This window comes from Staphylococcus sp. GDX7P312P (assembly GCF_008385775.1).
Taxonomy (GTDB): domain Bacteria; phylum Bacillota; class Bacilli; order Staphylococcales; family Staphylococcaceae; genus Staphylococcus; species Staphylococcus haemolyticus.
Genome location: NZ_VUKI01000025.1, coordinates 1 through 24,310 on the forward strand (window position 1 = coordinate 1; position 24,310 = coordinate 24,310).

A 24,310-nucleotide genomic window follows, 5' to 3' on the forward strand; every position below is an offset into this window, starting at 1 on the left:
TTTTATTTTGTCCCAGCCTCAAGTAATTCTAAAATGTAAAACAATTAAGAATTACTTTAAAGAACTGCTATAGAGACGTCACCTCAGGAACGTGAAGCAACTTAAGTTAAACAAAGAAGCCAGAAAATGAATTCATAAAAATTCATTTTCTGGCTCTTTTAATAGGATTAAAACCTTATATTTTTAATTATTTAGCATCTTTGCCGTATAATTCTTGTTTAATCTTAGTTGTTGAAATACCTTCAGTACGTTTTAAGTATACGACTTCACATTTATCTTTTAAGAAGTCGAATTCACCTTCCCAGTCATGTCCCATTACAAAGACATCTACTTCAAAGCGATCCACGTCGATTTCTTTTTGACCCCAATCATTCTCAGGAATAACTAAATCAACATAACGAATTGATTCTAACATCATTTTACGTTGTTCATAATCATAATATGACTTTTTATTCTTAATTTGATTGAATTCATCTGAAGATAAAGCAACAATTAAATAATCGCCCATTTCACGCGCTCTTCTTAGTAATTCAATATGACCATAGTGTAATAAGTCATAAGTACCATAAGTAATAACTCTTCTCATAAACGCTATCTCCTTAACATAGTTTTTAACATTTTTTCATAATCTTAATTTAGCATAAATAAAATTTACATACCATTAATTTTATAAGTTATACTACACTATCTCTTTAAAGTACGCTTAACTAACTGTTTGCTGCTAAATGCAAATTTTTTGGGCATAACTTGTGCTTGAAAACGAAAATATCCTGGTCTTCCAATACCAACATCGATAAGTGTTTGACGCCACTTCTCGTAAGTATCACGTGTCCAATTTGTTGCACCTTGCTCAACTGCTTGAATGATTCTAAACAGCGCATCGCCTGAGTAGTTCGTATGTTGCATATCTTTAATGTAATGCGTGACCCTATCAATAAATTCAGGTGTAACTTTACTACATTTTAATAAGTAAGCTTGAATAAGATAACTAACAATTAAATCATCCATTCGATAACTATAGTATGCTTTCTCATTTGTTAAAAGTAGCATCTCCATGACGCGCTGACGTACTCGTCGAGCATCTTCAATATAAGAAATAAATGTATCAACTCGCTTATCTGTGATTGAACCTTCTTGCTCATTATAGCCATATATAATGAGTGGTAGTAATTGGATATCACGCGCGGTTAAATAAGCTCGTGTGACAAAGGTATGCTCTTCACAAAATACAACGTCTTCATCAAAACGTAATGCACTAAATTTAGAATTAAATAATTTTCCACCAGGCCCAATAGATTGCAAAATTTCAGGCGCTTGAGCTAAAGATACTAGTGATTCACGATTCATTTCCTCATGTGTCGGTACAATTTTCCAATCTCCTTGGACACCTCTACCAATTTGACCAATGACGATATCAACCTCTTGATTACGTTCATAGTAATCTATCATCTTATCTAGTCTTCCCGGTAAAAATTGATCATCTGCATCTAAAAACATAAATGCTTCAACATCATCAGACATTGCAGCTAATCCAAAATTTCTACTTGCAGCTGCACCTTGATTATCTTGATTGTAAATCATGATATTTTTAACTTCTTTTTGTAATTGAGTGAGCTCATGTCTTGAATGGTCTGTAGAACCATCATTTACACAAATGATTTCAACCTCATGTGTTGTATCGATAGATTTGATTGCTCTACGTATTGTCTTTTCTGCATTATATACAGGTATTATGATAGCTATTTTCATCTTTTCACCATCTTTTCAATAAATTCTGTAACGCGTCGAACACTATCTTCACGATTATACTTATGCCAATTTTTAAATAAAGGTTTGAACAAGGCAATATCGTTTCTTATTTTTAAAATTAATTCTTCTTCTGTTGTTACTTTATATTGTTGTGGAATTGCTTTATAAAATTGGTTTAAGCCACGAATTTTATCATATTTATGCTCGTCGTACACATAAAATAATGTTGGTTTGTCTAATAAACTCGCCTCAATAGGTAATGAACTATAGTCACTAATAATCACATCCGCCATAATCATCAATTCTTGTGTAGTGGCTATAGATTGACTTTTTGAAATAGATGGATGTAATTGATTAATCAATGTGTACTCGGGTAGCGCTTCTTCAAAGCGAGCAACATCTATTTGTCTATTATTTTCAGAACCTTCACGATAAGTAGGAACATAGACCACCAATTTTTTATGAATATTATAATGCTTTTTCAAACGTTCTTGCTCGGCCTTAAGATTGAATTTTAAATATTGTGATAGACGTGGTAAACCGAGTGGCAATAATTGTTCTTCAGTAGCTTCAAATGATTCTTTAAAACATGTTCCCATCTCTTTACCACCAATAAGATAATAATCAGTCGCTTGATACACGCGTTGATATTGTCTGACCATAGTTACATTAGTCAAATCAACTTGATGATCAGTCAACCCAAAATTTTTCAGTGCGCCAGATGCATGCCACGTTTGAATAATCGTTTGTGCCTTCTTCTTAGTATAACCACCTAGCATTAAATAATACGTATCGATTAAAATGACTTTCGAACTACTTAATGCTTTTATATGTTTGACGATATATTTGTTTCCTGCTGGTATGAAAGTAATGTTGTTAAGATGTTTCAGCCTATATTGTTCTTCAAATTTTGCAATTACAGCTATTTTGTAACCTTTATTGTCTAATTCGTTAATAATCGGCATAACATCTTCAGGAAATGTCATGAGTACCGTAATTTGCTTTTTATCAACTTGTCTCCTTTTGTAAATAAAATTCAATAATGTAATCATCAACATATATACTTTTTTAATAATTAGTCGCATACATTTACCCCTCATATTTTCATTATAAAAATTATAAATCAAAAATTGTCATTATGCTGTATACACAAAATCCTTGATAAACGCATCAACATTTATCAAGGACTTTAAATTATAAGAAATCTGCGAAATGATCGCGATATCTTCGATGTAAAATTGAACCTAGCACAAAGAAAATTAAAATAACTATCACGTTATAAATTAATAATTTCCAATGTTCTATAAAGTACCATTCGTGGAATAAAATTGCTGCACGATATGATTCAGCCAAGAAATAAACTGGATTAAATTTAATAATTTCACCAATTGTTCCACCAATACCTGAATCTTTAGGTACCCATAGAATTGGAGACATATAGAATAAAATTCTTAGCAAAGCCTGCATGATCATTTGTGTATCCCGCACAATAATGCCGAGTGTCGACGTAAATAATGCAACAGATGCCGTAAAGAAAAATGTCATTGGTACATAAATTAGTAATTGTACAATATGAATTGAAGGGAAAATACCATTAACGATACAAATTCCTATAATAATTAACAATAAACCTATATGACCATAAAAACGACTGGTTACAGTGTAAGTAGGTATGATAGAAAGTGGGAAATTCATCTTCGCCACTTGATTAAACTTCATAGATACTGATTTAGTACCTTCAAGAATACCTTGGTTTACGAAGAACCACATACTAATCCCTACAAGTAGCCAATAAATAAAAGGTATGCCATGAATAGGTTGGTTACTTCTAATCCCCATACCAAATACAAACCAGTAAACCATGATTTGTAATGCTGGATTCAGTAACTCCCAAGCTACACCAAGATAGTTATTCGTATTCGTTATTTTAATTTGGAATTGTGCAAGTCTTTGTACTAAGTAAAAATTCTTGATATGTTCTTTAAAAACAGATCCTACTGCCGACATTGAAATTAACCACGCTTTCAATTAAATATCCACAATGTGTTTACATTTTTAATTTAAAATTAGGATAACTACATTATATATAACAATTTCTGAAAAGTTTAATATAATTATTACGTACATATAGTATTATTTTATATTGTAGAGAAGATTACTAGAAAATAAGAACCATAACTATGGACTTAATTTTCCAAAAAAAGTAAAATCTACTTATTGTTTACAAAAAGTTATTCAAAATCTCTTATACACTTTACACTAGGTTAATAAATTTAACAACTATTGTATGATGTATTATAATCTATATAAGTATTTATAAGGAAGGAAATATCATGAGCGTATCTGTAAATATAAATAATGTGACAAAAGAATATCGCATTTATCGTAATAATAAAGAACGCATTAAAGATGCCTTAATCCCTAAAAATAAAAATAATACATTTTTCGCTTTAGATGATGTCTCTATAACAGCTCACGAAGGTGATGTCATAGGTTTAGTCGGCATTAACGGCTCAGGTAAATCTACATTAAGTAATATGATTGGCGGTTCTATTTCCCCTACTTCTGGAAATATTGAACGTAATGGTGAAGTCAGTGTCATCGCAATCAATGCAGGTCTGAATGGTCGTTTAACTGGTGTAGAAAATATCGAATTTAAAATGTTATGCATGGGATTCAAAAGAAAAGAAATCAAGCAACTTATGCCTCAAGTTATAGAATTTAGTGAACTCGGCGAATTTATTCATCAACCCGTTAAAAATTATTCAAGTGGTATGCGTGCTAAATTAGGATTCTCGATTAACGTTACAATTAATCCTGATATCTTAGTCATTGACGAAGCATTATCAGTTGGTGACCAAACTTTCACTCAAAAATGCTTAGACAAAATTTATGAATTCAAAGAAGCGAATAAAACGATTTTCTTCGTAAGTCATAACATTCGCCAAGTCCGTGAATTTTGTACTAAAATTGCTTGGATCGAAGGTGGCAAACTGAAGGAATATGGTGAATTAGATGACGTTTTACCAAAATATGAGCAATTCTTAAAAGACTTCAAGAAGAAATCAAAAGTTGATCAAAAAGCTTTTAGAAAACAATTAGACGAAAAACGTTTTATTGTGAAATAGCGATAGTCAAGATAAAAAATTTTAAAGGCGGATTCAGTCCTCTCGACTAGAATCCGCCTTCTTCATATTTAAAATAATTAGTATCAGAATAGATACTTATTTTTTCTTTTTCATTTTTCGTTGTACTTTAAAAACTTTAAACATAAACTTAGGAATGCTACGCATACGTCCAATTCGTTTCCAATCGATTAATAAACGATATACCCATTCGATATTTAATTTAATAAATAGTTTAGGGGCGCGTTTTTTTGTGCCACTATATATTTCAAATGAGCCGCCCACACCCATCATTACAGTTCTTTTAAAGGTGTGTCGATGTTTTTGAATCCACTCTTCTTGTTTAGGGAAACCCATTCCTACAAATATATAATCAGGATTAAAACGTTTTATGCGCTTGATTACCGTCTCATCATTTAAATCTATATAACCATGATGGTAATCGAATTGCGCCTGAGGGTATTTGTGTTGTAAATTTTTATGTGCTAGTGTGACTACTTCATTTTTGGCACCAAGTAAATATACTTTTTGATAATTTGTATGGGCAATCTTTAAACAATGTTCCATTAATTCAATGCCCGGCACACGTCGTTTCAACGGTGTTCCCAAACGATTTGATGCTTTAATAACACCTGTGCCATCCGGGACAACAAAATCCGCACTATTAATTAACTGTTTATAAGTACTATGCTCTGACGCATAATCAACGATTTCTGGATTAGCTGTCACGATAAACAAATTATCCTCAGTCTCTTGTGTGAAAAATGTTTTGACATGTTCAATCATATCTAACATGGTTACATTATTAAATTGAACACCTAAAATATCCACTTTAGTCGCTGTTGTCTCTTTTTGATCATGCATTTAAGTAATCTCCTTACTGTCTAAACAATTTTCATATGCATATATTATATGAAAATAGAATCATAATAAATAACTATGTAGCTGTCTACATATATTTTCAAATGATTTATCTTCTTTTTTTAGTTCTCTCATTAAAAGATACATCTAAAGTCTAAACGCTAAATCATCAAATTTACTTTATAATAAATACTATAATCTTACACTCGACGAGGTCAACTATGGTCTATTTAGAAAACTTTTTTACTACAACTATTAATTTAAATATATATTTAATCTGTATTATAGCAATTATCTATATTATGATTCACCAAAATAGACATCGTCAATTCAATCAATATTTAGATGTTTATTTAAACTACATTCCTGTACTTACACATGAATTCGGTCATGTATTATTCAATAAAATCAGTGGTGGACGTGCAAAAGATTTAGTCATCGTCACACGGCCTTCGGAACGACTTCAAACAATGCAACAAGGCTACGCCATTACCCAATCCAAGGGGCTCATTGGACAATTCATTACTACTCTAGGTGGCTATATTATGCCTCCATTAATGCTTTTAATTGGGCTAAGTGCTGCGTATTATGGTCACCCTAGTTTGTTCTTAAGCGCTTATATCATCATTTTCATTTATTTTTTAATGCTTACATCACGCAAACTATCACCTATCATTGTACTAATTATATTTATTGCACTTCTATACTTCTTAGTACAACATGATAATCAATTATTATTTTATTATCTAGTCACTTTTATTTATCACCTTATACTAGGTGTCTTATTAGGTGAAGTTTTACAATCAAGTTGGACGATATTCAAACTGACTTTTCAGCGACCAATTCCATGTTGGGATGGACGCACATTGACAGAACTTACACGCATACCAACTTTCTTATTCAGTACATTATGGATAGCGATTAACATATTAACGATATACTTAATGCTTATCTTTACAATTTAATAAATTCATTCAAAAAATCTCCAATAAAAAGGTATTATTGAACCCTTCATTGGAGATTTTATTATCTGATTTAAACATGCTCTGCGAAAATATTCATTGCATTATCATAACTTAGTATCGTTACAATATCATTTCGTTTCACAATCATTACTTTATTTGTTTCATCTTTAGTTACGATCTCAACATCATTTCCAATTGAAATATTTTTGCTAGAAAGGTATACCAAAAGTTCGGTCTTATCACGTACTCGCTTAATCGTCACTTTATCACCAGGTTCAAATTCTAATAAAGATACCGTGAATTTCTCTTCAAAATGCTGATTTCTGGGGATAATACCGCCGTGTGGACATGTTTCAGGATAATCAAGTATCTTATCCAAGCGTTCTACAAATAAATCTGAAATGCGATGTTCTAAGATTTCTGCTTCTTGATGGACTTCTTCCCAATTATATTGTAAAACTTCTATTAAAAATAACTCCAACAGGCGGTGACGCTTAATGATATCCAACGTATGTTTCAAGCCCTCATCTGAGAGTTTCACACCTTTATAGTGTTTCGTTTCAACATAACCAGCCTTTTCCAAGCGTCCAACCATTTCACTAACTGAAGGAGGTTTTATATTTAAGTACTGAGATAACTTTTTATTTGAGACAAAGGATGTATCTCCATCATTGGCTAATATTGCTTTTAGATAATCCTCTTTTTCTTCAGTTAACATCATTTCACCTCACCCATACATTCACTTTATTGTATCATGAATTGATAACGAATGTTATTCACCTTATTTAAACAAACTGTACCTTAATAAAAAAAGTGAGGCTAGGATAGAATTCTATTTGAATTCATTATCCCGACCACACTCTATTATATCTTCAATCATATTTATTAAGTTAGTCAGTTAAGCTATCAACGATAACCATTTCATCATAGTTTATCGCTTCTCTTAATTTTAATGCCGTACTTTCAGTAATCTCTCCATCGTCAGTTAAACTAGATAAAACACGACGTTGTTCTCTTAAAGCATTTAATTTTATCTTCGTAATTGAATCTTCGGCACGCGTATTAAAGAAATTAGATGGCGATAAGTTATCTATTCTCATAAGATAACCGTCACAAATCATACCAACTTCTAATTTGTTATCTTCATTCGCTTCATCTACAAGACGACTCACAACATTATAATGAACAATCTTATTGATTTTAGAAAGTTCCAATAAGTTATCAGTAACACTTAATGATGATGCCGCATTGGTACGTGTACGTATACGACGTTTTAATAGTACAGCTCTCGCACCAACAATCATACGACGTATCAATGACGCTTGACGATACACTTGTGTACGTTCTGCATAACGCATGTAGTTTTCTAATACACTTGCAGTTATTTCACCATCATCGGCAAGTCGTTCTAGTGTTTTCGTTTCAACCTTAAAAGCTAAACTCTGTAATCTTTCGAGTTCTTTTGAGTTCTCATCATCCTTTTCAACAGATTTCAAGAACGTTAATTTATCGTGATATTCTTTAATGACATTACCATAACGATAACTTGTTTCAAATGATGAATGATGATTCAAGTAATCTATGACATGTTCAAGAATATATATTCTAGCTTCTTTAAAATTCATACTTCCAATCTTAGCCTTAGGTGCACTAGATGTTACAAACGGCAATACAATTTGTGCAATCACAAGACTTATAATAACCATACCTGATGAAATAAATAGTAAATCATTACGATATGTAAACGCATGATGATCTGCTAAAAAGTATGGTAATGTTAATGCGATTGCTAACGAAATAGTTCCGTGCACGCCACATAGTGTCATGATAAGCGCATACATGCTTCGTTTAGGTGGTTTCTCTTTCTTCTTGTCTTCTCCTTCTTCATTCATTAATTTTTGGAAAGGACTGACAGATAAATAGAATAGAGGATAGAGCACATACACCCATATAAATCTAAATAAGTATACCGCTAACGCAACGAGTGCTGTTATCACAACTAAGAACAATAAATTGTGTGGTTCAGTTTTTACAATATTTCCAATTACTTCTGGAACTAAAAATCCTAATATTGAAAAAACAAAACCATTCAATGCATATCCTAGAATGTTCCAAGTGTGATTGTAACTCATTTGAAGTCGAGTACGTGTTTGAGCGATACGATCACGTTCAAAACCATGTACTAAACCTGCCACAACGGCAGCAATAATACCTGACGCATGAAACATTTCAGCAACAAGATAAGTAACAAATGGCGTTAATAGTTGTAAAAAAGTAAACATATTAATGTTTTCTATGCCACGTCTTGTAAGTGTTAAACGGAATCTAACAAGCGCAATACCAATAAGTAAACCAATAATCGCACCACCGATTGACGCGATTAGAAATTGTTGCACCGCTTCAAATAATGAGAATGAACCAGTAATTAAAACACCTACCGCTATTTTGAATGAGATGATACCTGCTGCATCATTAAGTAACGATTCACCTTCAAGGATAGTCATAGCACCTTTAGGTAAAACCTTACCTTTTGTAATAGCTTGCACTGCCACAGCATCAGTTGGACATAATATTGCGGCTACGGCAAAAGCTGCACCAATAGGAAGTGTCGGCCAAATCCAATGAATAAATAGACCCACACCAATAACAGTTGTAATAACGAGTCCTAAAGCCATTAACATCACTGGTTTAATATAACGACGTAAATGAGCTCTCGAAACGTTAACACCTTCCACAAAAAGTAACGGTGCAATCGTTGCTACCATAAAGAGTTCTGAATCGAAGTTAAATTCTACAGGTACTGGCGTTAAAAAGAGGAGCATTCCTAAAGCAATTTGAATGAATGCCAGAGGCACTTTGGGTAAAAAAGTATGAACAAAGGAGCTTACAATAACTACGGCTAGAAATATGAGAATCGTTTCAAATATTTCCAAACTTCCACCCCATTTTATACTTCATATTTAATTGGAGAAATAAGACTTGCCTAATATAAAAATAAGTTTTATGTCTATTTATATCCTGATAAATACATCTTAAACTCACAATCGGTTAATTATAATTTTACCATTAAAGTTACAATGAATTAACTAACTTGCATTCATTTCTAATCCATTTTTATTAAATTGATAGCATTCCAATCTACTTCTAACCATTCATTTGTTTGATCACTTATAACAATCACCTTTATAGCAAATAAGACTTCCATTTAGATTTTAATAAAATTTTTACTATCCCCTAACATTGAATTAAACATTCATTACTATGCTTTAGTTAGAAATGTTCAAACTGAAATCATTCCGTTTTAAACAATCGGGTGCTTTAATTGAAAACATTTTAGGAGGATTATACATGATTATTTCAAAAAGACTTACTGTGACAGTATTAGGCATTTTACTCTTAATTATGTTGATTGCAACAGTCTCAGATCAAGCTATATCAAATGCATTGATGAATCAAAATGATTTATTTGGCACACTCTTTCAAAATTATGGGTTATTCCCGCCTACGTTAGTACTCATTATTTCTGTTATTATATTAAATTATTATGTATTCACAACGTTTAGTCATCGATTTGCTAAGATAATCATCTTAGTTATGACCGCTGTATTCACATTAATTAAAACGAACGCACTAGTATCAGAAACTGTTCAATACATATTATCAACATCAAATAATATAAAGCACCATAAGCCTATGGGTATGGCAAATAATGAAGAAAATGCAGGTACCGCTTTACCCTTAGGTTGGAGTATGTTTATATCACTAATCTTTTTATTAATAATCGCATTTGTTTGTTATTATTTTTGGTTAAAAAACACAAATACTGCTGAATTAACTAGATTATTTAAAGTGTCACTTATCAGCTTTATCGTACTATTTATCGGCTTAGAACTTGTTGACAATATGAAAGAATTATGGGGACGTGTTAGACCATATGAACTTAGCGACAAAGGGGCACATTTTACCAATTGGCATACCATTAATGGCAATACAGGGCATAGTTCATTCCCATCAGGACATACGGGTAATGGTGCCTTTCTCATGTTTTTAGCTTTCTATTTCCATAAGCTTCGCTCACGTAAAATTATGTTCGCAATTGGTCTATTTTATAGTGTATTAATGGCATTAAGCCGAATTCGAATCGGTGCGCATTTTACTAGCGATGTAACCATGAGTTTAATCATTATGTTTGGTCTTATGGTGATGTCAGACTTTCTTATTCACAAGATGACTTCAAATACTAATCAGCAATAATGTGGCATGATGACGGACGTATCATCATCGATTTAATTGCTACGTTCTAAATTAGAAATAACTACAGTTGACGTATTTTTAATCTTTACTAAAATTTTAACTGTATAATAATTCTATTTTAAGGAGTTAAAGTTATGAATACATTTTCAGAAAAGGAAAAACTCAAATTATTGTCAGATATCGTAGAAATTAATTCGGTGAATGATAATGAAATTGAAGTTGCAACTTATTTGAAGGACTTATTTGAAGCGCATCATATTAACGCAGAAATTGATGTTATTGAAGGTAAACGTGCTAACTTAATTGCTACAATCGGCAGTGGTAGTCCAGTTGTAGCAATTTCAGGTCACATGGATGTTGTATCGGAAGGTGATCAAAACGATTGGGACTATCCACCATTTCAAATGACTGAAAAAGATAATCGATTATTCGGTCGTGGTACCTCAGACATGAAATCTGGACTTATGGCTTTAGCTATTACAATGATTGAGTTGAAAGAGAACGATGCACTACCTCATGGTACGATAAAATTTATGGCAACTGCCGGCGAAGAAAAGGAACAACTTGGTTCCGCACAATTGTATAAGAAAGGTTATATGAATAATGTTGATGCTTTGATAATTGCCGAACCATCTGAAACGAATATTGTTTATGCTCATAAAGGATCAATGGATTATAAAATCACTTCTAAAGGAAAAGCCGCACACAGCTCTGTACCTGTCGTAGGATTTAATGCAATTAAACCATTAATTCAATTTATACAAGATATCGATACAGAATATGAACGTATTTCGAAAGAATTAAAAAGCGAAAAGCTAGATTTCTCACATCTTATCAAACGCATTCAATCACAGTTACAACAAGAAAACAATCTAGATGAAGAAGAAGTTGAACGTGTGATTTCTGGACTTGTCATTAGCAATACTATTTTACATGGTGGGAACCAAGTCAATTCAGTTCCTGATACTGCAACTGCTGAATTTAATATTAGAACGATTCCAGAATATGATAACGAAAAAGTTAAATCACTATTCAAAACGTATTTGGAAGAAGTTAATAAGCAAGGCGGACAGTTAGAAGAAGATTTATACTTAGATTTAGATCCAGTATTAACAACTGGAGATAATCCATTAATTAAGATTGGGCAACGCGTAGCTAAACAAATATTTGGAGAGGATATTGTCGCATCACCAACCGTTGGTGTAACAGATGCTTCCAATTTATTGCGCGATAAAGATGAACACTTTTCTTTCCTAATGTTTGGACCAGGAACAGTACCTCATCAAATAAATGAATATGTCGAAAAAGAGAAATATCTTCGTTTTATCGATTACTATAAGGAATTGCTTATAACTTATTTAAAGGAATATAAGTAACTAGCGATCATCTTAAACTAATATTTATAATGAGAAAACTTTATGTTTAAACGTGTATGTTATCCTTTAGTTGAGTCTTACATTCATAGGAGGATATCATGAAAATTTCATGGATTTTTTGGTGGATAATAAGTGTGTTTGAAGTTTTAAGTTTTTTTGGATTTGCATTTTTACTTTGGCAACGATCTGTAGATGCAGCAGGTGTCATACAAACTACCGAAGTCAAATGGATTAATATTGCTGTATTGGGATTAGCATATCTAATTCCATTCTTGATACAAATCGTATGGCTAATTGTTAATCTCATTTATTCAAAACGTAAACAAGCAACAATTTAGTTTATTTACTAAGTTAACGCAAATTAAGTAGATGTGAGGGAGTAGGACAATGAATCTAAACATTCTGTCCAACTCTCTCCTCTTTTTATTTAATCAACTTTGTTCTGAACCCTCTTCTTTTTACATTTAGCCTTCTATCTCTTTAATTGTTTCACTAATTTTTTCTTATGAATTTACTTAAATCATTAGAAATAGGGTATGATTCAACAAATAATATAAAAATACAACTGTCTACTTTTAATATACTTATTATCTTAAATAAGGGGTGTAAAGAATGTATGTTCCTAAATATTATGAAATGAAGGACTTCAAACAAATTAAGCACTTTATGATAGAACATAATTTCATTACCATCATCACTACTGACAATTCTGTACCAATAGCCACGCATTTACCTGTTATCGTCGAGGAACACGATAATCATTTATATGTGTCTGGGCACTTTTCTAAGAAAAATAAGCAATGGACATCGATTAAAAATAATGAAGATATACTTATGATATTTCACGGTCCGCACGCCTATATTTCATCTACTTGGTATGAAACAGAGGATGTACCAACATGGGATTATCAAAGTGTACATGCTTATGGCTGTGGTGAGTTATTAGATGAAGAAACGCTTATCACTGATTTATCCAAGTTGCTGTATAAATATGAACAACATCGTGATAATGGCGCAACATGGAATAATATTTCTGACCAAACTAAGCAACAAATTCACGGCATTGTTGGTTTTAAAGTTAAGATTAAAAAAATTGAAGCTTCATACAAATTGAGTCAAAATCGTCCTCAAAAAGACAGGGAGAATATTACAAGACATCTTTCAAATAGTAGTAACACGATGCATAAAAGTTTAGCTAAAGAAATAGATACGAATTAGAATCAAATCCATGTCATATTATATAGAGGTCATTTATTATGAATAAATTTAAATTAGTTTTTCTTATATGCTCTTTTTTACTAATGATTGCAACCTTGTTCTTTTGGACATTATTTCTGCCACCATTGTCTGAACTTGAAGGCGAGAATGCATTGGCACAAATGGTTGTGTTTGTCCCATCTATAATTGCGTACCCAGTTTTATTTCCGATTATATGGCTTTTAGAAATCTTTTATCTTTTTACAACGAAACACTGGTCTTATATGGACTTGTTATTTTTATTACTTAGTTTAGTAACGCCAATCTTATTATTGGTTATTTATTTTATAATCGCGACATCAACCATACCTTTCCTACTTCTTTACATTTATTTAAGTATATTGACCGTGTTAATGACACTGGTCTCCTATATAAATTTAAAAAAATGAGATTGAGCATTTCAAAGTAGTAGTCTTAACTATTACTCATTCATGTTCAATCTCATTGATTTAATCAATCTTTAGTTTCTCTTCTAGCTTCTGATAAACTTTCGATATTTTCTTCTTGCTGTTTTTCTTTTTCTTTCTGTCGCTGCTTCTGAACATCGTAATAAATTTTTTCACGACGCTCTTCTCGAATTCGAGCTCGATTTTTAAGTTCTTCTGTAGAATTGTATTCTTTAGAACTTAATAAAATGGAAGATCGACTTGGTGCATCATCTTTACGATACATGTATGCACCTGTACGATAGGCTGCTCTGGCAACTAAATGCATACCTACCGGTGATGTTAAATTAATAAATACAATTGATAATAATAATCTAACACTAAAGAAGCTTTGTTCATTCGTAAAGTAAATTAATACACCCACTAATGTTAGTAAGACAGATAGCGTAGAACTCTTGGTAGACGCATGACTTCGTAAAAAGACGTCTTGAAATTTTACAATTCCAATTGCACTAATGACGGCAATGATACTGCCTAGAAATATGAGGAAAGCGGCAATCAAATCAATGATTTCGTTTATTTGTGCCATTGAATACTCGACCTCCCCCTATAAATCTAGAAATAGATACAGAACTTACAAATGAAATAATTGCAACAAGCATTATGGAATCAAGGAATGAAACAGTATTATAAATAACACTAACTATACCTATAATGCACATGATGACAGCACTGGAAGCATCGAATGCCACAACCCTATCAGCTGTAGTAGGTCCTTTGATTAAACGGAATAATCCAATTATGAACGCTATGCCAAATAATACTAATGCACTTGTAATAAAAAAATTCGTGAGCGTTTCAATCATTGTGACACCTCCGTAATCAAGTTTTCATATTGTTTTATGCTTTTAAGCAGACTTTCTTTTTCTTTTTCTGAAACATCTATACTGTGTATAAAGAATTTATTGGTAGTCTTCGAAATACGAATAACTGTTGAACCAGGCGTAATAATGATTAGAATAGTTAAAAACGTAATTGCCCAATCATTTTTTAAATTCGTTTCATATGTTAATAACCCTGGGTTCATATGTCTCGTTTTAAATAGAATGTAATTAATAATACTAATACTAGAAGTAATTAATTGATATAAATACACGCCTAAGAACTTAATAGCAATCCATATCTTCTTAGGATAAAAAGCTTGCCCAAAGAAACGATGTAATATATAAATTACGATCAAACCAATGATGAAGCCAGATACGAAGGTAGAGAATTGAAATGAGTCTTCATCTTGAAACAGTACCCATAAAAATGCGATTAATATGTTCAATACAACTTGTCTCATTTATTCTCCTCCTTCAAATGTGAATTGACAATGCTATGGAAATAATTATCATCCATATTCAATTTTGTTGCATTTTCAGTAGCATTCATCACAACTGGCGCTGCAATACCCATTGCAAGTACGACTGCAACTAAAATACCCAGAATCGTTTTACGGTGCTTAGGTAGTGGATTGAAATCAACCTGTTCACCATCATTGTCTCCAAAGTACATAATAAATAAAATTCTAAACAGACTATACATTGCTAATAGACTTGTAATAATCATTAATGCTAAGCCAATGTAGTTACCATTTTCAATCGCACCTTGGAAGATGAGTACTTTTCCTGGGAAACCACTAAATGGCGGTACGCCTCCAATCGCAAATATCATAACAACAAATGCAACACCAAAGAATGGTTCTTTCTTAGCTAATCCACATAAATATTTATATTCGCGGTAACCAGACATATAAACTAAACTACCTATAATAAAGAACAACATTGTCTTCACAATAATGTCATTCGCTAGATAGAAGATAGCACCATGTACACCTGCAAAGGTATTGGAACCTAGACCTAAAATGACAAAACCTATCGATAATATAACTTGATATGAAGCCACTTTCTTAATATCACGATATGCAATAACACCGAAAGCGCCTATAAGCATTGTGATACATGACATAAATACTAACAATGGATGTGTCACACCCGTATGTTGATCAAATAGAAGTGTGAAGAAACGAATGAGTGCATATGCACCTACCTTCGTCATTAACGCTGCAAATAAAGCGGCAAGTTCAGTGTTAAGCACTGCATAAGCTTTAGGCAACCACATAAATAGTACTAAGGCAGCTTTCGAACCAAAGGCCACTATAAATACAATTGAAATAATAATAATCGCTTTATTATCATGAATTTGATCTAAGCGTAAAGCAACTTGTGAGAAGTTTAATGTTCCAACCATCTTGTATAATAAACCAATACCTAGCAAGAATAACCATGATCCTACGATATTCAATACAACATAAATAATGGCTGCTCTTAATTGTTCGACAGATTGTCCTAACGTTACTAATACAAATGAAGCTAGTAACATGATTTCAAACATAACATACAGGTTAAATAAATCAGATGTTAAGAAAGAGCCAATAACGCCTGTTGTTAAGAATAAGATGAAAGTAGGCAAGTAGTATCGATTAACACGATCTTCCCCACGACCAAATCCGTATGACATAATGAGTGTCACAACAAATGACGCCACTGTAACCATAACTAAACTCAGCGAATCACCTAAGAATTGGATACCATAAGGTGCTGCCCAACCACCAAAATCAAGCGTAATGGGTTTATGTTGTAAGACGTATATCAATAAACATAATGAAATAATTGTATTAACAGACATTGTTCCTATGTACAAAATTTTAGATAGCCTGTTCTTCTCTTTAGTAAAAACAAGGACTAATGCACATAATAATGGTAATAGGATTGGAAGGACTAATAAATTACTGTTCATTTTCATCCTCCTCTCCTCTTAATACATCAATATTTGCTTCTTTAGTAACACGGTATGTTCGATAAACTAATACTAGTAAGAAAGCAGTCATTGCAAATCCGATAACGATCGCAGTTAAAACAATAGCCTGCAATAATGGATCCACATAATTAGTATTAGAGCCGTGGATTAAAGGTTCCGTCATCTTATTACTATAATGACCCATACTCATAATAATTAGATTTCCCGCATGCGTATAAATCGAAATACCTATAACAATTCGAATTAAGTTGAGTGATAGTATCATGTACGTTCCTATAAATACTAAAAATCCTATCACAAGTAATAATATTAAATTCATGATTTACCACCACTCAAGGCCAACATAATTGTTACGATGACGCCGACAACTGTTAACAGTATACCTAATTCAAACAATGTAATTGTCGTTACATGTAATTCACCTAATAATGGAAAATGAATGTATGCTTCACTTTGGTATAGGAACGATTTACCAAAGAAAACCGGAACGATTGCAGTAAGTGCTGAGATTATGGCACCAACAATCATTAACTTTTTAAAATCAATAGGTAAACTTTCTAATACTTCATGTACATCAAAAGCTAGGAACATTAGGATAAAGGCCGAACTAAAGATAAGACCACCTATAAAACCGCCACCAGGATTATTATGTCCCGCAAAGAAAACATAAAAGCCGAATGTTAATAAAATAAATACGACGATTTTAGTAACGGTTTTTAACACAACATCATTTTCTTTCATCTTGGCCCCTCCTATCTTTGTAATGTAATAATGTATAAATACCTAAACCGGCAATAATTAAGACGATACCTTCAAACATTGTATCTAAGGCTCTGAAATCTCCTAAAATAGCATTTACAATGTTTTTACCACCAGTCAATTCATAGGCATTCGTATAATATTTAGAAATTGACTCTAGACCATCACCTTGTTGCGCAATAAATATGAGCGTTACTACGGCTCCAGCCATAATAAATGATACGATAATTTTGATTGTTTCTTTTTTCATGTTCGCTGTTGTACGAGCGATATTTGGCAATCTAGAGAAACTTACAATAAAGAGAATGGTCGTAATTGTTTCTACTACTAATTGAGTTAACGCTAAATCTGGTGCTCTCATTAATAAGAAGAATAATGCAACACTGTAACCAATAATTCCATTTAAAATGACCATTGTTAAACGTTGTCGAATAAACACTAACGCTATACCGACAACACTAATCATAATGCCTAAAATAACTTCCAATGGACCAAATTCTGAAACTTCTATTTGATGTAACTTTGGCAAACCTACTTGGAATATGCCATATGCAATTAATATAGAGAAAATAAGAACCGTTATAATATTATAATGGTTTAATCTGTTATTCATTAAACCTCGAATCATTTGACCTGAATAACGTTCAAATCCTCGATACACATTGCGATAAGAATTTGTAATAGAAGCATATTTAATGACTTGATGCGTAATAGCTTTCCAGTTTACTTTTAACGCTAAAATGAGACCAACTATAATAACAATCACACTAAAAATGAGTGGCAAATTAACACCATGCCATTGAGAAACATGCGGTGCTATTGCATCTACGCTACTACCCAAATTGGTAACATTTCGTAGTGCCGGCAATACTAAGCGCTCAGTGAAAAAGTTGGGAATAAAGAAAATGATTGGTATCATAACCATTAAAATTATTGCAGGTAAACTGAATAACCACGGTTCATGAATATGTTTCTTTGGCACTTTCTTTTCGTCAAATTCTCCCCAATAAGTTTCTTTAAGCATGTAAACTGCATACACAAAAGTAAAGATACTTGCTATAACACCAATAGCTACAACAATAATCGTTAACGTTAAACCAAATTGTTGAAGTTCGATTGCGCTAACTAAAGAATCGAAGAACATCTCTTTACTTAAGAAACCATTTAACAACGGCACACCTGCCATTGATAACGCAGCAAGTGTCATAACTAAATTCATTTTCGGGAAGAATTTACGCATTCCACTTAATCGGCGAATATCTCTCGTACCAGCTTCATGATCAATGATTCCGACACCCATAAATAAAGCACATTTAAATATTGCGTGATTCATTAAATGGAATAAACCGGCGAATAAAATTAATGTATACGTCTCTGCCATTGGACCTGATGAATGTTGCGCAATACCTCCACCTAGACCAACCATCGACATTATCATTCCTAATTGGCTAATTGTTGAATACGCTAATATACCTTTTAAATCATATTGTCTTAAGGCCGTTACAGAGCCAAATATCATTGTAATCAAACCTACAAATGTAACAATATAAATATAACTATCACTTAAACCTAAGATAGGCGTGAATTTAAATAGTAAAAAGATACCAGCTTTAACCATAGTAGCTGAGTGTAAATAGGCACTTACAGGGGTTGGTGCAGCCATGGCTTTAGGTAGCCAAATATGGAATGGAAATTGAGCTGATTTCGTAAATGCACCTATTAACAACATTATCATCATTGGTATAAATAGAGCATGTTCACTAATGCTATGACTTTGAGTAAGTAATTCTGAAATCGTATTTGTACCAGTAATGATATACAACATAATGAATCCTGTTAATAAGGCTAAACCACCTAAAACAGTGATAATAAATGACTGAATGGCGCCTAATTGACTTTCAGCATTGCTATACCAGTATGAAATTAATAAGAATGACGATACACTTGTTAATTCCCAGAAAACATACATTAAGATAGTGTTATTTGAGACTACAATACCCAACATACTAAACATGAATAACAATAAATATAAGAAGAAACGCGGTAAGTTATCTCTATTAACAGATAAATACTGAGTAGCATAGAAGAATACTGCCACCCCTATAATGGAGATAATTAATCCAAACATTAATCCTAGACCATCTAATCGAAAATCCAGATTAACATCAATAGCGGGCATCCATGGAATTTTAAATTCTACAAATTTTCCGTGTAGAACATTAGGAATTTGGGCTAAGAAATATCCCGAAGCTAAAATAGGTGCTAACAAAGCAATATATCCAGCGAACCGTCTCAATGGCTTAATAAACAACGTCATTAAGACGATTAACATAATAACTATTAGTCCACCTAGTAAATATACTAAGCTCATCAAAAGCCTCCTTTTCAGTAAAAAATCAATTATAAATTTAAAGCGATAATTGTATGAAGTTCATCATCGGCAGACAACCCGATAAATTTCACTGTTTCTTGAGTTGTCTGATGACCTAAATATTTTTGTATGATTGCAATAGAAATACCCGATTGATAAGCATGATAAGCAAATGTTTTTCGCAAAGTGGTCAATCCAATATGACACAAGCCTAACTCTTCAGCGGCATGATGAATGATTCGGTAAGCTTGTTGTCTAGATAACTCTTTATGTGTTCTTATCGATTGGAATAATAAATGATCATCCATAAGCTTATTATATTCAATAAATCTTCTAATCTCTTCACGTAAATCGTTTGGTAACAAGATTTTGATTGCAGGCGCACATGACTCAATCCAAGATGATTTTATTTCATCTTGATCAATCATTTTGACGTCTTTCACTTTTAGATTTAATAAATCTGTTAAACGTATACCCGTATGTATAGCTAATTTAAATAAAAGATAATCTCTATCAGATTTCTTTTTTAATACATCATACATCTTTTTTATATCATCTTTATTTCTGATCGGTTCAACTTGATTCATCTATCCACCTCATAAAAGTTTCTTATTTAATGATAAACCATATTTTAGTAACATTAAATGTTTTTGCTCAAATTTCTTTAAATAAATGTGTCCCTTTTTGAATGGATTTCGATATATAGAGTGAAAGGAGGTGACAAACATATGAATGAAATTTCACAATTATCTGTTGTTTGTACGCATATCACTCACGACGCAAGTGGTAAAGCGAAAGAAACAAAACGTCGTTTTACTAACTTAAACACTAAAGCCACAGATTCAGAAATCAGATCATTCGTCAATATCATTGCACATCTGATTAATGAAACATTCGATAAAGTTGAGGTGGTTAAAACACAAGTTTTAGCCTAATTTAACTTAAAAATTAAGAAAGGAGGTATTCTACATGTCAAAGACTTTAGAACTTGCTTTTAAAACAAATTTAAATAAAACTGCTAAATTGCAATTCCCACAAGTTAACGTTGCTGTATCTGAGTCTGATGCTAAAGCTGCTATAGATAATATTATTAAACTTAATATTCTACAACCTACAGCTGGCACACCTATTAAAGCCACTTCTGCTAAATTAATAGACGTTACGAGTACTACTCTATTTGAAACTAAATAACACATTCTGATGTTTCAATGAGTGTGAGACAAAAAAATGTTTCATGACTACTGCGTATATTCGTAATAGATGACTAAACTGACAAGACGCTTAAATTAAGCTTTTCTCACTTCTAGTCAACCTTGCGAAGCTAGGATGAAGAATTCGAAAAGAATTCTGTCCTAGCTTCTTTTTTTATAATTAATACTTCAATAATTTATATTCTGAGCCCACTATTAGTAAAACGCGTTGATATTCGTATTTTGAAATCGGAAACTAAAATGCGTATAATAATGATGTTTTAGTTATGAAAGAAAATATAGGGGGTCTATCGTGGCATTTTTATTTATACTCGGTATTGTGGCTGGTATGATGGTCCCAATCCAAACCTCAATCAATTCTCGCCTTGGACGATATACAGAATCATCTTTTTATGCATCTACCATTTCATTTTTCGTAGGTACACTATTTTTATTTATTTTAAATATGATTTTTAATCCGCAATTATTTGATGGTTCATTTTATAGTGGACATACAATTGACTATCATTGGTGGGTTGGTGGTCTACTAGGTGTTTGTTTCTTAACAGGAAACTTATTATTACTGCCTCGTTTAGGCGCAGCGTTAACTGTTGTCATGACAGTAGCTGGTCAAATCATCATGGGGGTCTTCATAGATACTTTCGGACTACTTGGCGCAAGCAATCATTCGTTTACTTTCCTAAAAGCAGTAGGCATCATAATCCTATTCTTCGGTATCTTATTAATGAACTATATACCTAAAAATAAACTCCAAGAAAAAACAAATCATATGTTTTATGTTTGGCTTATCATCGGCTTTATATTTGGGTTTGCGCCACCATTACAAACAACAATTAACAGTGGTCTAGCTCAGCAAATGCATAATTCGCTATTTGCCGCACTCGTATCTTTCACTGTTGGTACATTAGCATTATTTATTTTAACGTTAATATTTAACAGAAGTCTTAAAATTAAAATCACACACCCTGATATCGGTAAAATCAAGCCAATACATTTTATTGGTGGTGTTCTAGGCGTTGTATTTGTCACATCAAATATAATTCTGATGCCGTTTTTAGGTGCAGCACTGACAACTATCGTCGCAATGTTAGGTCAAATGTTAATGGGCGTTATCATTGATCATTTCGGTTTAGGCGTTCGCAAGAATCCAATAACACTTCGCAAGTTTAGTGGGCTAATTGCCATTGCTATAGGGATTATTCTGTTACGCCTCTTTTAGTTTTTACAACACTATATTAATATCTTTATTTAAAATGTCTTCTTTTCTTAGTAATTGAGAAGACATTTTTTTATTTATACGATATTACACATATTCGTTATATCGCCATTGTATAATAGTTGTATAAAAATTTTATAGAGGTGATCTATTGAAGACATTTTTTACCCCGTTAAGAATTTTAATTGCCACGCTTATCCTCCTCGTCATATCCTTTGTATGTTATATTTATGCAAAAATTCCAACAGAACCTGACACATCTAAAATAGAAACCATTACTGCAAAACCTCAATACTCTCTCTCATTCATTGGCGAACAACAACCTCAAGAAAGTTTCACTTTATATTTCAATCCATCTTTAGGAAATGTTTCGTCCTTACTTGTCAAAAATGATGAAATCATCCATTCTGATACACCTTTATTAGAGTATTACAATCCGCCCCTTGAAAAGCTTATTGTAGCTAAAAAGAAGGCCCTATCCTCACTTATCAACCACTCACCGAAACAATCAATTAGTCAACAGTTAACGCTAAACAGCCAAATATTAGAACTCCAAATTCGACTTCAAACACGCATTAATTCCCCTATTTCTGGAAAAGTAACTATCCTAGAAGCACATCCTTCTAAATTAAATACAAAAATAATGCAAATTAATAGCGAAAAACATATTATTCGTGCTAATATAACTGAATCTCAATTGGAACATATTAAAGCGAATCAAGATGTAAATGTTACAAGAAATCACTCCAAATTATTTACTGGTAAAATTCTTTCTATCATTCAAATCCCTTATAAAGTAGAAAAAGGTGAATCAATTTATCAAGTAGATATTTCGACTCAAGATCAATACCCTCTTGGACGCCATTTTGATATCGATGTTGGAACTTCTAAAGTAGAACTACCTATAAGTTCAATTTATGAAAATTATTATGTTTTAATTACACAAAATAACAAAATTATTAAAAGAAGAATAGAATATACTAAAAGTCAAAAAAATGGGTATATTATGGTATCCAATGGATTAAATATTGGAGATAAAGTGATTGTGCATCCTTCATCATCACTACTACAAAAATAGCAGTGATTTTTTGCAATTGTATATTCATATTAAAATTTATTATATAGAGCGAAATAATAATTGTTCTAAATTAATTGATTTTTATAAATTGCTTTGAAATTCAAACAAAGAATATAATAATCAAAATATTGTTTTATTAAGTACTTTTTTGTTTACTTCTTAATTTCATTTAGTTATAATTAACTAAATAATATAGCATTAAATTAATTTAATAAAATTCTTTTAATCTAAATTATTTAAGTATTTTTAACTATTATAAGACGTTATATATAATTTAACGGGCAAAATAGAAAAAGCGCACAATTAGTTGGGGAGGTTTCAAAATGGCAATTTCAAAAATCAATGATTGTTTCGAATTATTAGCAATGATCACATATGCAGATAAATTAAAAAACATCATCAAAAAAGAATTTTCAATTAGCTTTGAAGAATTCGCAGTTTTAACATATATTAGTCAAAGTAAAGAAGAGGAATATTATTTAAAAGATATCATTAATCACTTAAACTACAAACAACCACAAGTAGTTAAAGCAGTGAAAAATTTATCTCAAGAAGATTATTTTGATAAAAAACGTAATGAACACGATGAAAGAACTGTATTAATTCTCGTAAATAGTACACAACGTAAAAAAATCGATTCATTATTAAATAAAGTAAATACACGTATCGAAGAAGCTAACAAAGAAACTGAATTATAATTTCTTTGTGGCTTTTCTAATTCTATTCGTTTTCGATATGAATTTATAACCCTAAGATATTAATTTTAAATAACAAAGCCAGTAAATGAAATTCGTAAATTTCACTTACTGGCTTTTTTGTATATCACATGACGTATTACAA

Annotated in this window: 26 protein-coding genes; 11 read left to right on the forward strand and 15 right to left on the reverse strand. The window is 31.9% G+C overall.

Going from position 1 to position 24,310, the window contains the following annotated elements:
* Positions 1-187: 187 nt before the first annotated feature.
* The 4 genes from tagD to F1592_RS08170 all read right to left on the reverse strand — a co-directional run bounded on the left by tagD (position 188) and on the right by F1592_RS08170 (position 3,756).
* Entirely contained in the window at positions 188-586 is a 399-nt protein-coding gene (gene tagD, locus F1592_RS08155) for a glycerol-3-phosphate cytidylyltransferase (RefSeq protein WP_011276515.1), read from the reverse strand.
* 98 nt (positions 587-684) lie between these two features.
* Positions 685-1,749, reverse strand: coding sequence for a glycosyltransferase family 2 protein (locus F1592_RS08160; protein WP_053017190.1), 1,065 nt, complete (start codon positions 1,747-1,749; stop codon positions 685-687).
* The gene (gene tarB / locus F1592_RS08165; RefSeq protein ID WP_053017189.1) at positions 1,746-2,834 is read right to left on the reverse strand and encodes a teichoic acid glycerol-phosphate primase TarB; all 1,089 of its coding nucleotides are present in this window, start codon (positions 2,832-2,834) and stop codon (positions 1,746-1,748) included. Before tarB ends, F1592_RS08160 begins: the two co-directional genes overlap by 4 nt.
* 109 nt (positions 2,835-2,943) lie before the next feature.
* Positions 2,944-3,756, reverse strand: a complete 813-nt coding sequence (locus tag F1592_RS08170) for an ABC transporter permease (protein WP_037548273.1) — start codon at positions 3,754-3,756, stop codon at positions 2,944-2,946.
* A 326-nt stretch (positions 3,757-4,082) separates the two neighbouring features.
* Between F1592_RS08170 and tagH the strand changes: the two genes are divergently transcribed.
* Complete coding sequence (tagH, locus tag F1592_RS08175; protein WP_053017188.1) at positions 4,083-4,877, forward strand: teichoic acids export ABC transporter ATP-binding subunit TagH; 795 nt, start codon at positions 4,083-4,085, stop codon at positions 4,875-4,877.
* 96 nt (positions 4,878-4,973) lie between these two features.
* Here the strand turns inward: tagH and tarA are convergent, their stop codons facing one another.
* On the reverse strand, positions 4,974-5,738 hold the full coding sequence (tarA, locus tag F1592_RS08180) for an N-acetylglucosaminyldiphosphoundecaprenol N-acetyl-beta-D-mannosaminyltransferase TarA (protein WP_053017187.1): 765 nt from the start codon (positions 5,736-5,738) through the stop codon (positions 4,974-4,976).
* 218 nt (positions 5,739-5,956) lie between these two features.
* Here tarA and F1592_RS08185 point away from each other — a divergent pair, with 218 nt between their 5' ends.
* On the forward strand, positions 5,957-6,700 hold the full coding sequence (locus F1592_RS08185; protein WP_149809838.1) for a M50 family metallopeptidase: 744 nt from the start codon (positions 5,957-5,959) through the stop codon (positions 6,698-6,700).
* Positions 6,701-6,770: 70 nt separating this feature from the next.
* On the opposite strand, the gene F1592_RS08190 is transcribed toward F1592_RS08185, so the two are convergent.
* Together F1592_RS08190 and F1592_RS08195 are read right to left on the reverse strand one after the other, a co-directional pair.
* Positions 6,771-7,418 carry a metal-dependent transcriptional regulator gene (locus F1592_RS08190; RefSeq protein WP_053017185.1) on the reverse strand — a complete coding sequence of 216 codons (648 nt, stop codon included), beginning with the start codon at positions 7,416-7,418 and terminating at the stop codon, positions 6,771-6,773.
* Positions 7,419-7,590: 172 nt separating this feature from the next.
* The gene (locus F1592_RS08195) at positions 7,591-9,633 is read right to left on the reverse strand and encodes a cation:proton antiporter (RefSeq protein WP_053017184.1); all 2,043 of its coding nucleotides are present in this window, start codon (positions 9,631-9,633) and stop codon (positions 7,591-7,593) included.
* Between the two features lie 415 nt (positions 9,634-10,048).
* Between F1592_RS08195 and F1592_RS08200 the strand changes: the two genes are divergently transcribed.
* The 4 genes from F1592_RS08200 to F1592_RS08215 all read left to right on the forward strand — a co-directional run bounded on the left by F1592_RS08200 (position 10,049) and on the right by F1592_RS08215 (position 13,548).
* Positions 10,049-10,954: a phosphatase PAP2 family protein gene (locus F1592_RS08200; RefSeq protein ID WP_107610043.1), complete on the forward strand. Its 906-nt coding sequence runs from the start codon at positions 10,049-10,051 to the stop codon at positions 10,952-10,954.
* A gap of 134 nt (positions 10,955-11,088) precedes the next feature.
* Positions 11,089-12,330: an ArgE/DapE family deacylase gene (locus tag F1592_RS08205; protein WP_053017182.1), complete on the forward strand. Its 1,242-nt coding sequence runs from the start codon at positions 11,089-11,091 to the stop codon at positions 12,328-12,330.
* 98 nt (positions 12,331-12,428) lie between these two features.
* On the forward strand, positions 12,429-12,668 hold the full coding sequence (locus F1592_RS08210; protein ID WP_053017181.1) for a DUF3923 family protein: 240 nt from the start codon (positions 12,429-12,431) through the stop codon (positions 12,666-12,668).
* A gap of 274 nt (positions 12,669-12,942) precedes the next feature.
* A complete protein-coding gene (locus F1592_RS08215; protein ID WP_053017180.1) occupies positions 12,943-13,548 on the forward strand; it encodes an FMN-binding negative transcriptional regulator in 606 nt (201 codons plus the stop codon).
* Between the two features lie 492 nt (positions 13,549-14,040).
* Here F1592_RS08215 and F1592_RS08225 read toward each other — a convergent pair whose 3' ends face one another.
* The 8 genes from F1592_RS08225 to F1592_RS08260 are packed head-to-tail and all read right to left on the reverse strand — an operon-like array spanning position 14,041 to position 20,552.
* Entirely contained in the window at positions 14,041-14,562 is a 522-nt protein-coding gene (locus F1592_RS08225; protein ID WP_053017178.1) for a Na+/H+ antiporter subunit G, read from the reverse strand.
* Positions 14,537-14,839, reverse strand: a complete 303-nt coding sequence (gene mnhF2 / locus F1592_RS08230; RefSeq protein WP_011276529.1) for a Na+/H+ antiporter Mnh2 subunit F — start codon at positions 14,837-14,839, stop codon at positions 14,537-14,539. The genes F1592_RS08225 and mnhF2 overlap by 26 nt, the downstream gene beginning before the upstream one ends.
* Entirely contained in the window at positions 14,836-15,318 is a 483-nt protein-coding gene (gene mnhE2, locus F1592_RS08235) for a Na+/H+ antiporter Mnh2 subunit E (protein WP_011276530.1), read from the reverse strand. The genes mnhF2 and mnhE2 overlap by 4 nt, the downstream gene beginning before the upstream one ends.
* Positions 15,315-16,814, reverse strand: a complete 1,500-nt coding sequence (gene mnhD2 / locus F1592_RS08240; protein ID WP_053017177.1) for a Na+/H+ antiporter Mnh2 subunit D — start codon at positions 16,812-16,814, stop codon at positions 15,315-15,317. Before mnhD2 ends, mnhE2 begins: the two co-directional genes overlap by 4 nt.
* On the reverse strand, positions 16,804-17,154 hold the full coding sequence (mnhC2, locus tag F1592_RS08245; protein ID WP_011276532.1) for a Na+/H+ antiporter Mnh2 subunit C: 351 nt from the start codon (positions 17,152-17,154) through the stop codon (positions 16,804-16,806). Before mnhC2 ends, mnhD2 begins: the two co-directional genes overlap by 11 nt.
* On the reverse strand, positions 17,151-17,576 hold the full coding sequence (gene mnhB2 / locus F1592_RS08250) for a Na+/H+ antiporter Mnh2 subunit B (protein ID WP_053017176.1): 426 nt from the start codon (positions 17,574-17,576) through the stop codon (positions 17,151-17,153). The genes mnhC2 and mnhB2 overlap by 4 nt, the downstream gene beginning before the upstream one ends.
* Complete coding sequence (locus F1592_RS08255; RefSeq protein ID WP_053041185.1) at positions 17,563-19,965, reverse strand: DUF4040 family protein; 2,403 nt, start codon at positions 19,963-19,965, stop codon at positions 17,563-17,565. The genes mnhB2 and F1592_RS08255 overlap by 14 nt, the downstream gene beginning before the upstream one ends.
* Positions 19,966-19,994: 29 nt before the next feature.
* On the reverse strand, positions 19,995-20,552 hold the full coding sequence (locus F1592_RS08260) for a tyrosine-type recombinase/integrase (protein WP_149809837.1): 558 nt from the start codon (positions 20,550-20,552) through the stop codon (positions 19,995-19,997).
* 141 nt (positions 20,553-20,693) lie between these two features.
* On the opposite strand from F1592_RS08260, the gene sroA reads away from it, so the two are divergent.
* The 5 genes from sroA (at position 20,694) to sarA (ending at position 24,168) form a co-directional block, all read left to right on the forward strand.
* On the forward strand, positions 20,694-20,900 hold the full coding sequence (gene sroA / locus F1592_RS08265) for a sigS mRNA-stabilizing protein SroA (RefSeq protein WP_011276536.1): 207 nt from the start codon (positions 20,694-20,696) through the stop codon (positions 20,898-20,900).
* A gap of 34 nt (positions 20,901-20,934) precedes the next feature.
* On the forward strand, positions 20,935-21,156 hold the full coding sequence (locus tag F1592_RS08270) for a DUF2922 domain-containing protein (RefSeq protein WP_149809836.1): 222 nt from the start codon (positions 20,935-20,937) through the stop codon (positions 21,154-21,156).
* 312 nt (positions 21,157-21,468) lie between these two features.
* Positions 21,469-22,395: a DMT family transporter gene (locus F1592_RS08275; RefSeq protein ID WP_053017172.1), complete on the forward strand. Its 927-nt coding sequence runs from the start codon at positions 21,469-21,471 to the stop codon at positions 22,393-22,395.
* 148 nt (positions 22,396-22,543) lie between these two features.
* Positions 22,544-23,470 (forward strand): efflux RND transporter periplasmic adaptor subunit, encoded by a 927-nt coding sequence (locus tag F1592_RS08280; RefSeq protein ID WP_053017171.1) that lies wholly within the window; start codon positions 22,544-22,546, stop codon positions 23,468-23,470.
* 323 nt (positions 23,471-23,793) lie between these two features.
* Complete coding sequence (gene sarA, locus F1592_RS08285; RefSeq protein WP_053017170.1) at positions 23,794-24,168, forward strand: global transcriptional regulator SarA; 375 nt, start codon at positions 23,794-23,796, stop codon at positions 24,166-24,168.
* Positions 24,169-24,310 lie beyond the last annotated feature (142 nt).

Excerpts from the sequence above, each read along its gene's own strand:
- tarA (WP_053017187.1), bottom strand. The coding sequence starts at position 5,738 with ATGCATGATCAAAAAGAGACAACAGCGACTAAAGTGGATATTTTAGGT.
- tagD (WP_011276515.1), bottom strand. The coding sequence starts at position 586 with ATGAGAAGAGTTATTACTTATGGTACTTATGACTTATTACACTATGGT.
- sroA (WP_011276536.1), top strand. The coding sequence starts at position 20,694 with ATGAATGAAATTTCACAATTATCTGTTGTTTGTACGCATATCACTCAC.
- F1592_RS08205 (WP_053017182.1), top strand. The coding sequence starts at position 11,089 with ATGAATACATTTTCAGAAAAGGAAAAACTCAAATTATTGTCAGATATC.
- mnhD2 (WP_053017177.1), bottom strand. The coding sequence starts at position 16,814 with ATGAACAGTAATTTATTAGTCCTTCCAATCCTATTACCATTATTATGT.
- F1592_RS08260 (WP_149809837.1), bottom strand. The coding sequence starts at position 20,552 with ATGAATCAAGTTGAACCGATCAGAAATAAAGATGATATAAAAAAGATG.
- F1592_RS08190 (WP_053017185.1), bottom strand. The coding sequence starts at position 7,418 with ATGTTAACTGAAGAAAAAGAGGATTATCTAAAAGCAATATTAGCCAAT.
- F1592_RS08215 (WP_053017180.1), top strand. The coding sequence starts at position 12,943 with ATGTATGTTCCTAAATATTATGAAATGAAGGACTTCAAACAAATTAAG.
- F1592_RS08270 (WP_149809836.1), top strand. The coding sequence starts at position 20,935 with ATGTCAAAGACTTTAGAACTTGCTTTTAAAACAAATTTAAATAAAACT.
- F1592_RS08200 (WP_107610043.1), top strand. The coding sequence starts at position 10,049 with ATGATTATTTCAAAAAGACTTACTGTGACAGTATTAGGCATTTTACTC.
- F1592_RS08160 (WP_053017190.1), bottom strand. The coding sequence starts at position 1,749 with ATGAAAATAGCTATCATAATACCTGTATATAATGCAGAAAAGACAATA.
- mnhE2 (WP_011276530.1), bottom strand. The coding sequence starts at position 15,318 with ATGAGACAAGTTGTATTGAACATATTAATCGCATTTTTATGGGTACTG.
- F1592_RS08255 (WP_053041185.1), bottom strand. The coding sequence starts at position 19,965 with ATGAGCTTAGTATATTTACTAGGTGGACTAATAGTTATTATGTTAATC.
- mnhC2 (WP_011276532.1), bottom strand. The coding sequence starts at position 17,154 with ATGAATTTAATATTATTACTTGTGATAGGATTTTTAGTATTTATAGGA.
- mnhF2 (WP_011276529.1), bottom strand. The coding sequence starts at position 14,839 with ATGATTGAAACGCTCACGAATTTTTTTATTACAAGTGCATTAGTATTA.
- mnhB2 (WP_053017176.1), bottom strand. The coding sequence starts at position 17,576 with ATGAAAGAAAATGATGTTGTGTTAAAAACCGTTACTAAAATCGTCGTA.
- tagH (WP_053017188.1), top strand. The coding sequence starts at position 4,083 with ATGAGCGTATCTGTAAATATAAATAATGTGACAAAAGAATATCGCATT.
- tarB (WP_053017189.1), bottom strand. The coding sequence starts at position 2,834 with ATGCGACTAATTATTAAAAAAGTATATATGTTGATGATTACATTATTG.
- F1592_RS08185 (WP_149809838.1), top strand. The coding sequence starts at position 5,957 with ATGGTCTATTTAGAAAACTTTTTTACTACAACTATTAATTTAAATATA.
- F1592_RS08170 (WP_037548273.1), bottom strand. The coding sequence starts at position 3,756 with ATGTCGGCAGTAGGATCTGTTTTTAAAGAACATATCAAGAATTTTTAC.
- F1592_RS08225 (WP_053017178.1), bottom strand. The coding sequence starts at position 14,562 with ATGGCACAAATAAACGAAATCATTGATTTGATTGCCGCTTTCCTCATA.
- sarA (WP_053017170.1), top strand. The coding sequence starts at position 23,794 with ATGGCAATTTCAAAAATCAATGATTGTTTCGAATTATTAGCAATGATC.
- F1592_RS08210 (WP_053017181.1), top strand. The coding sequence starts at position 12,429 with ATGAAAATTTCATGGATTTTTTGGTGGATAATAAGTGTGTTTGAAGTT.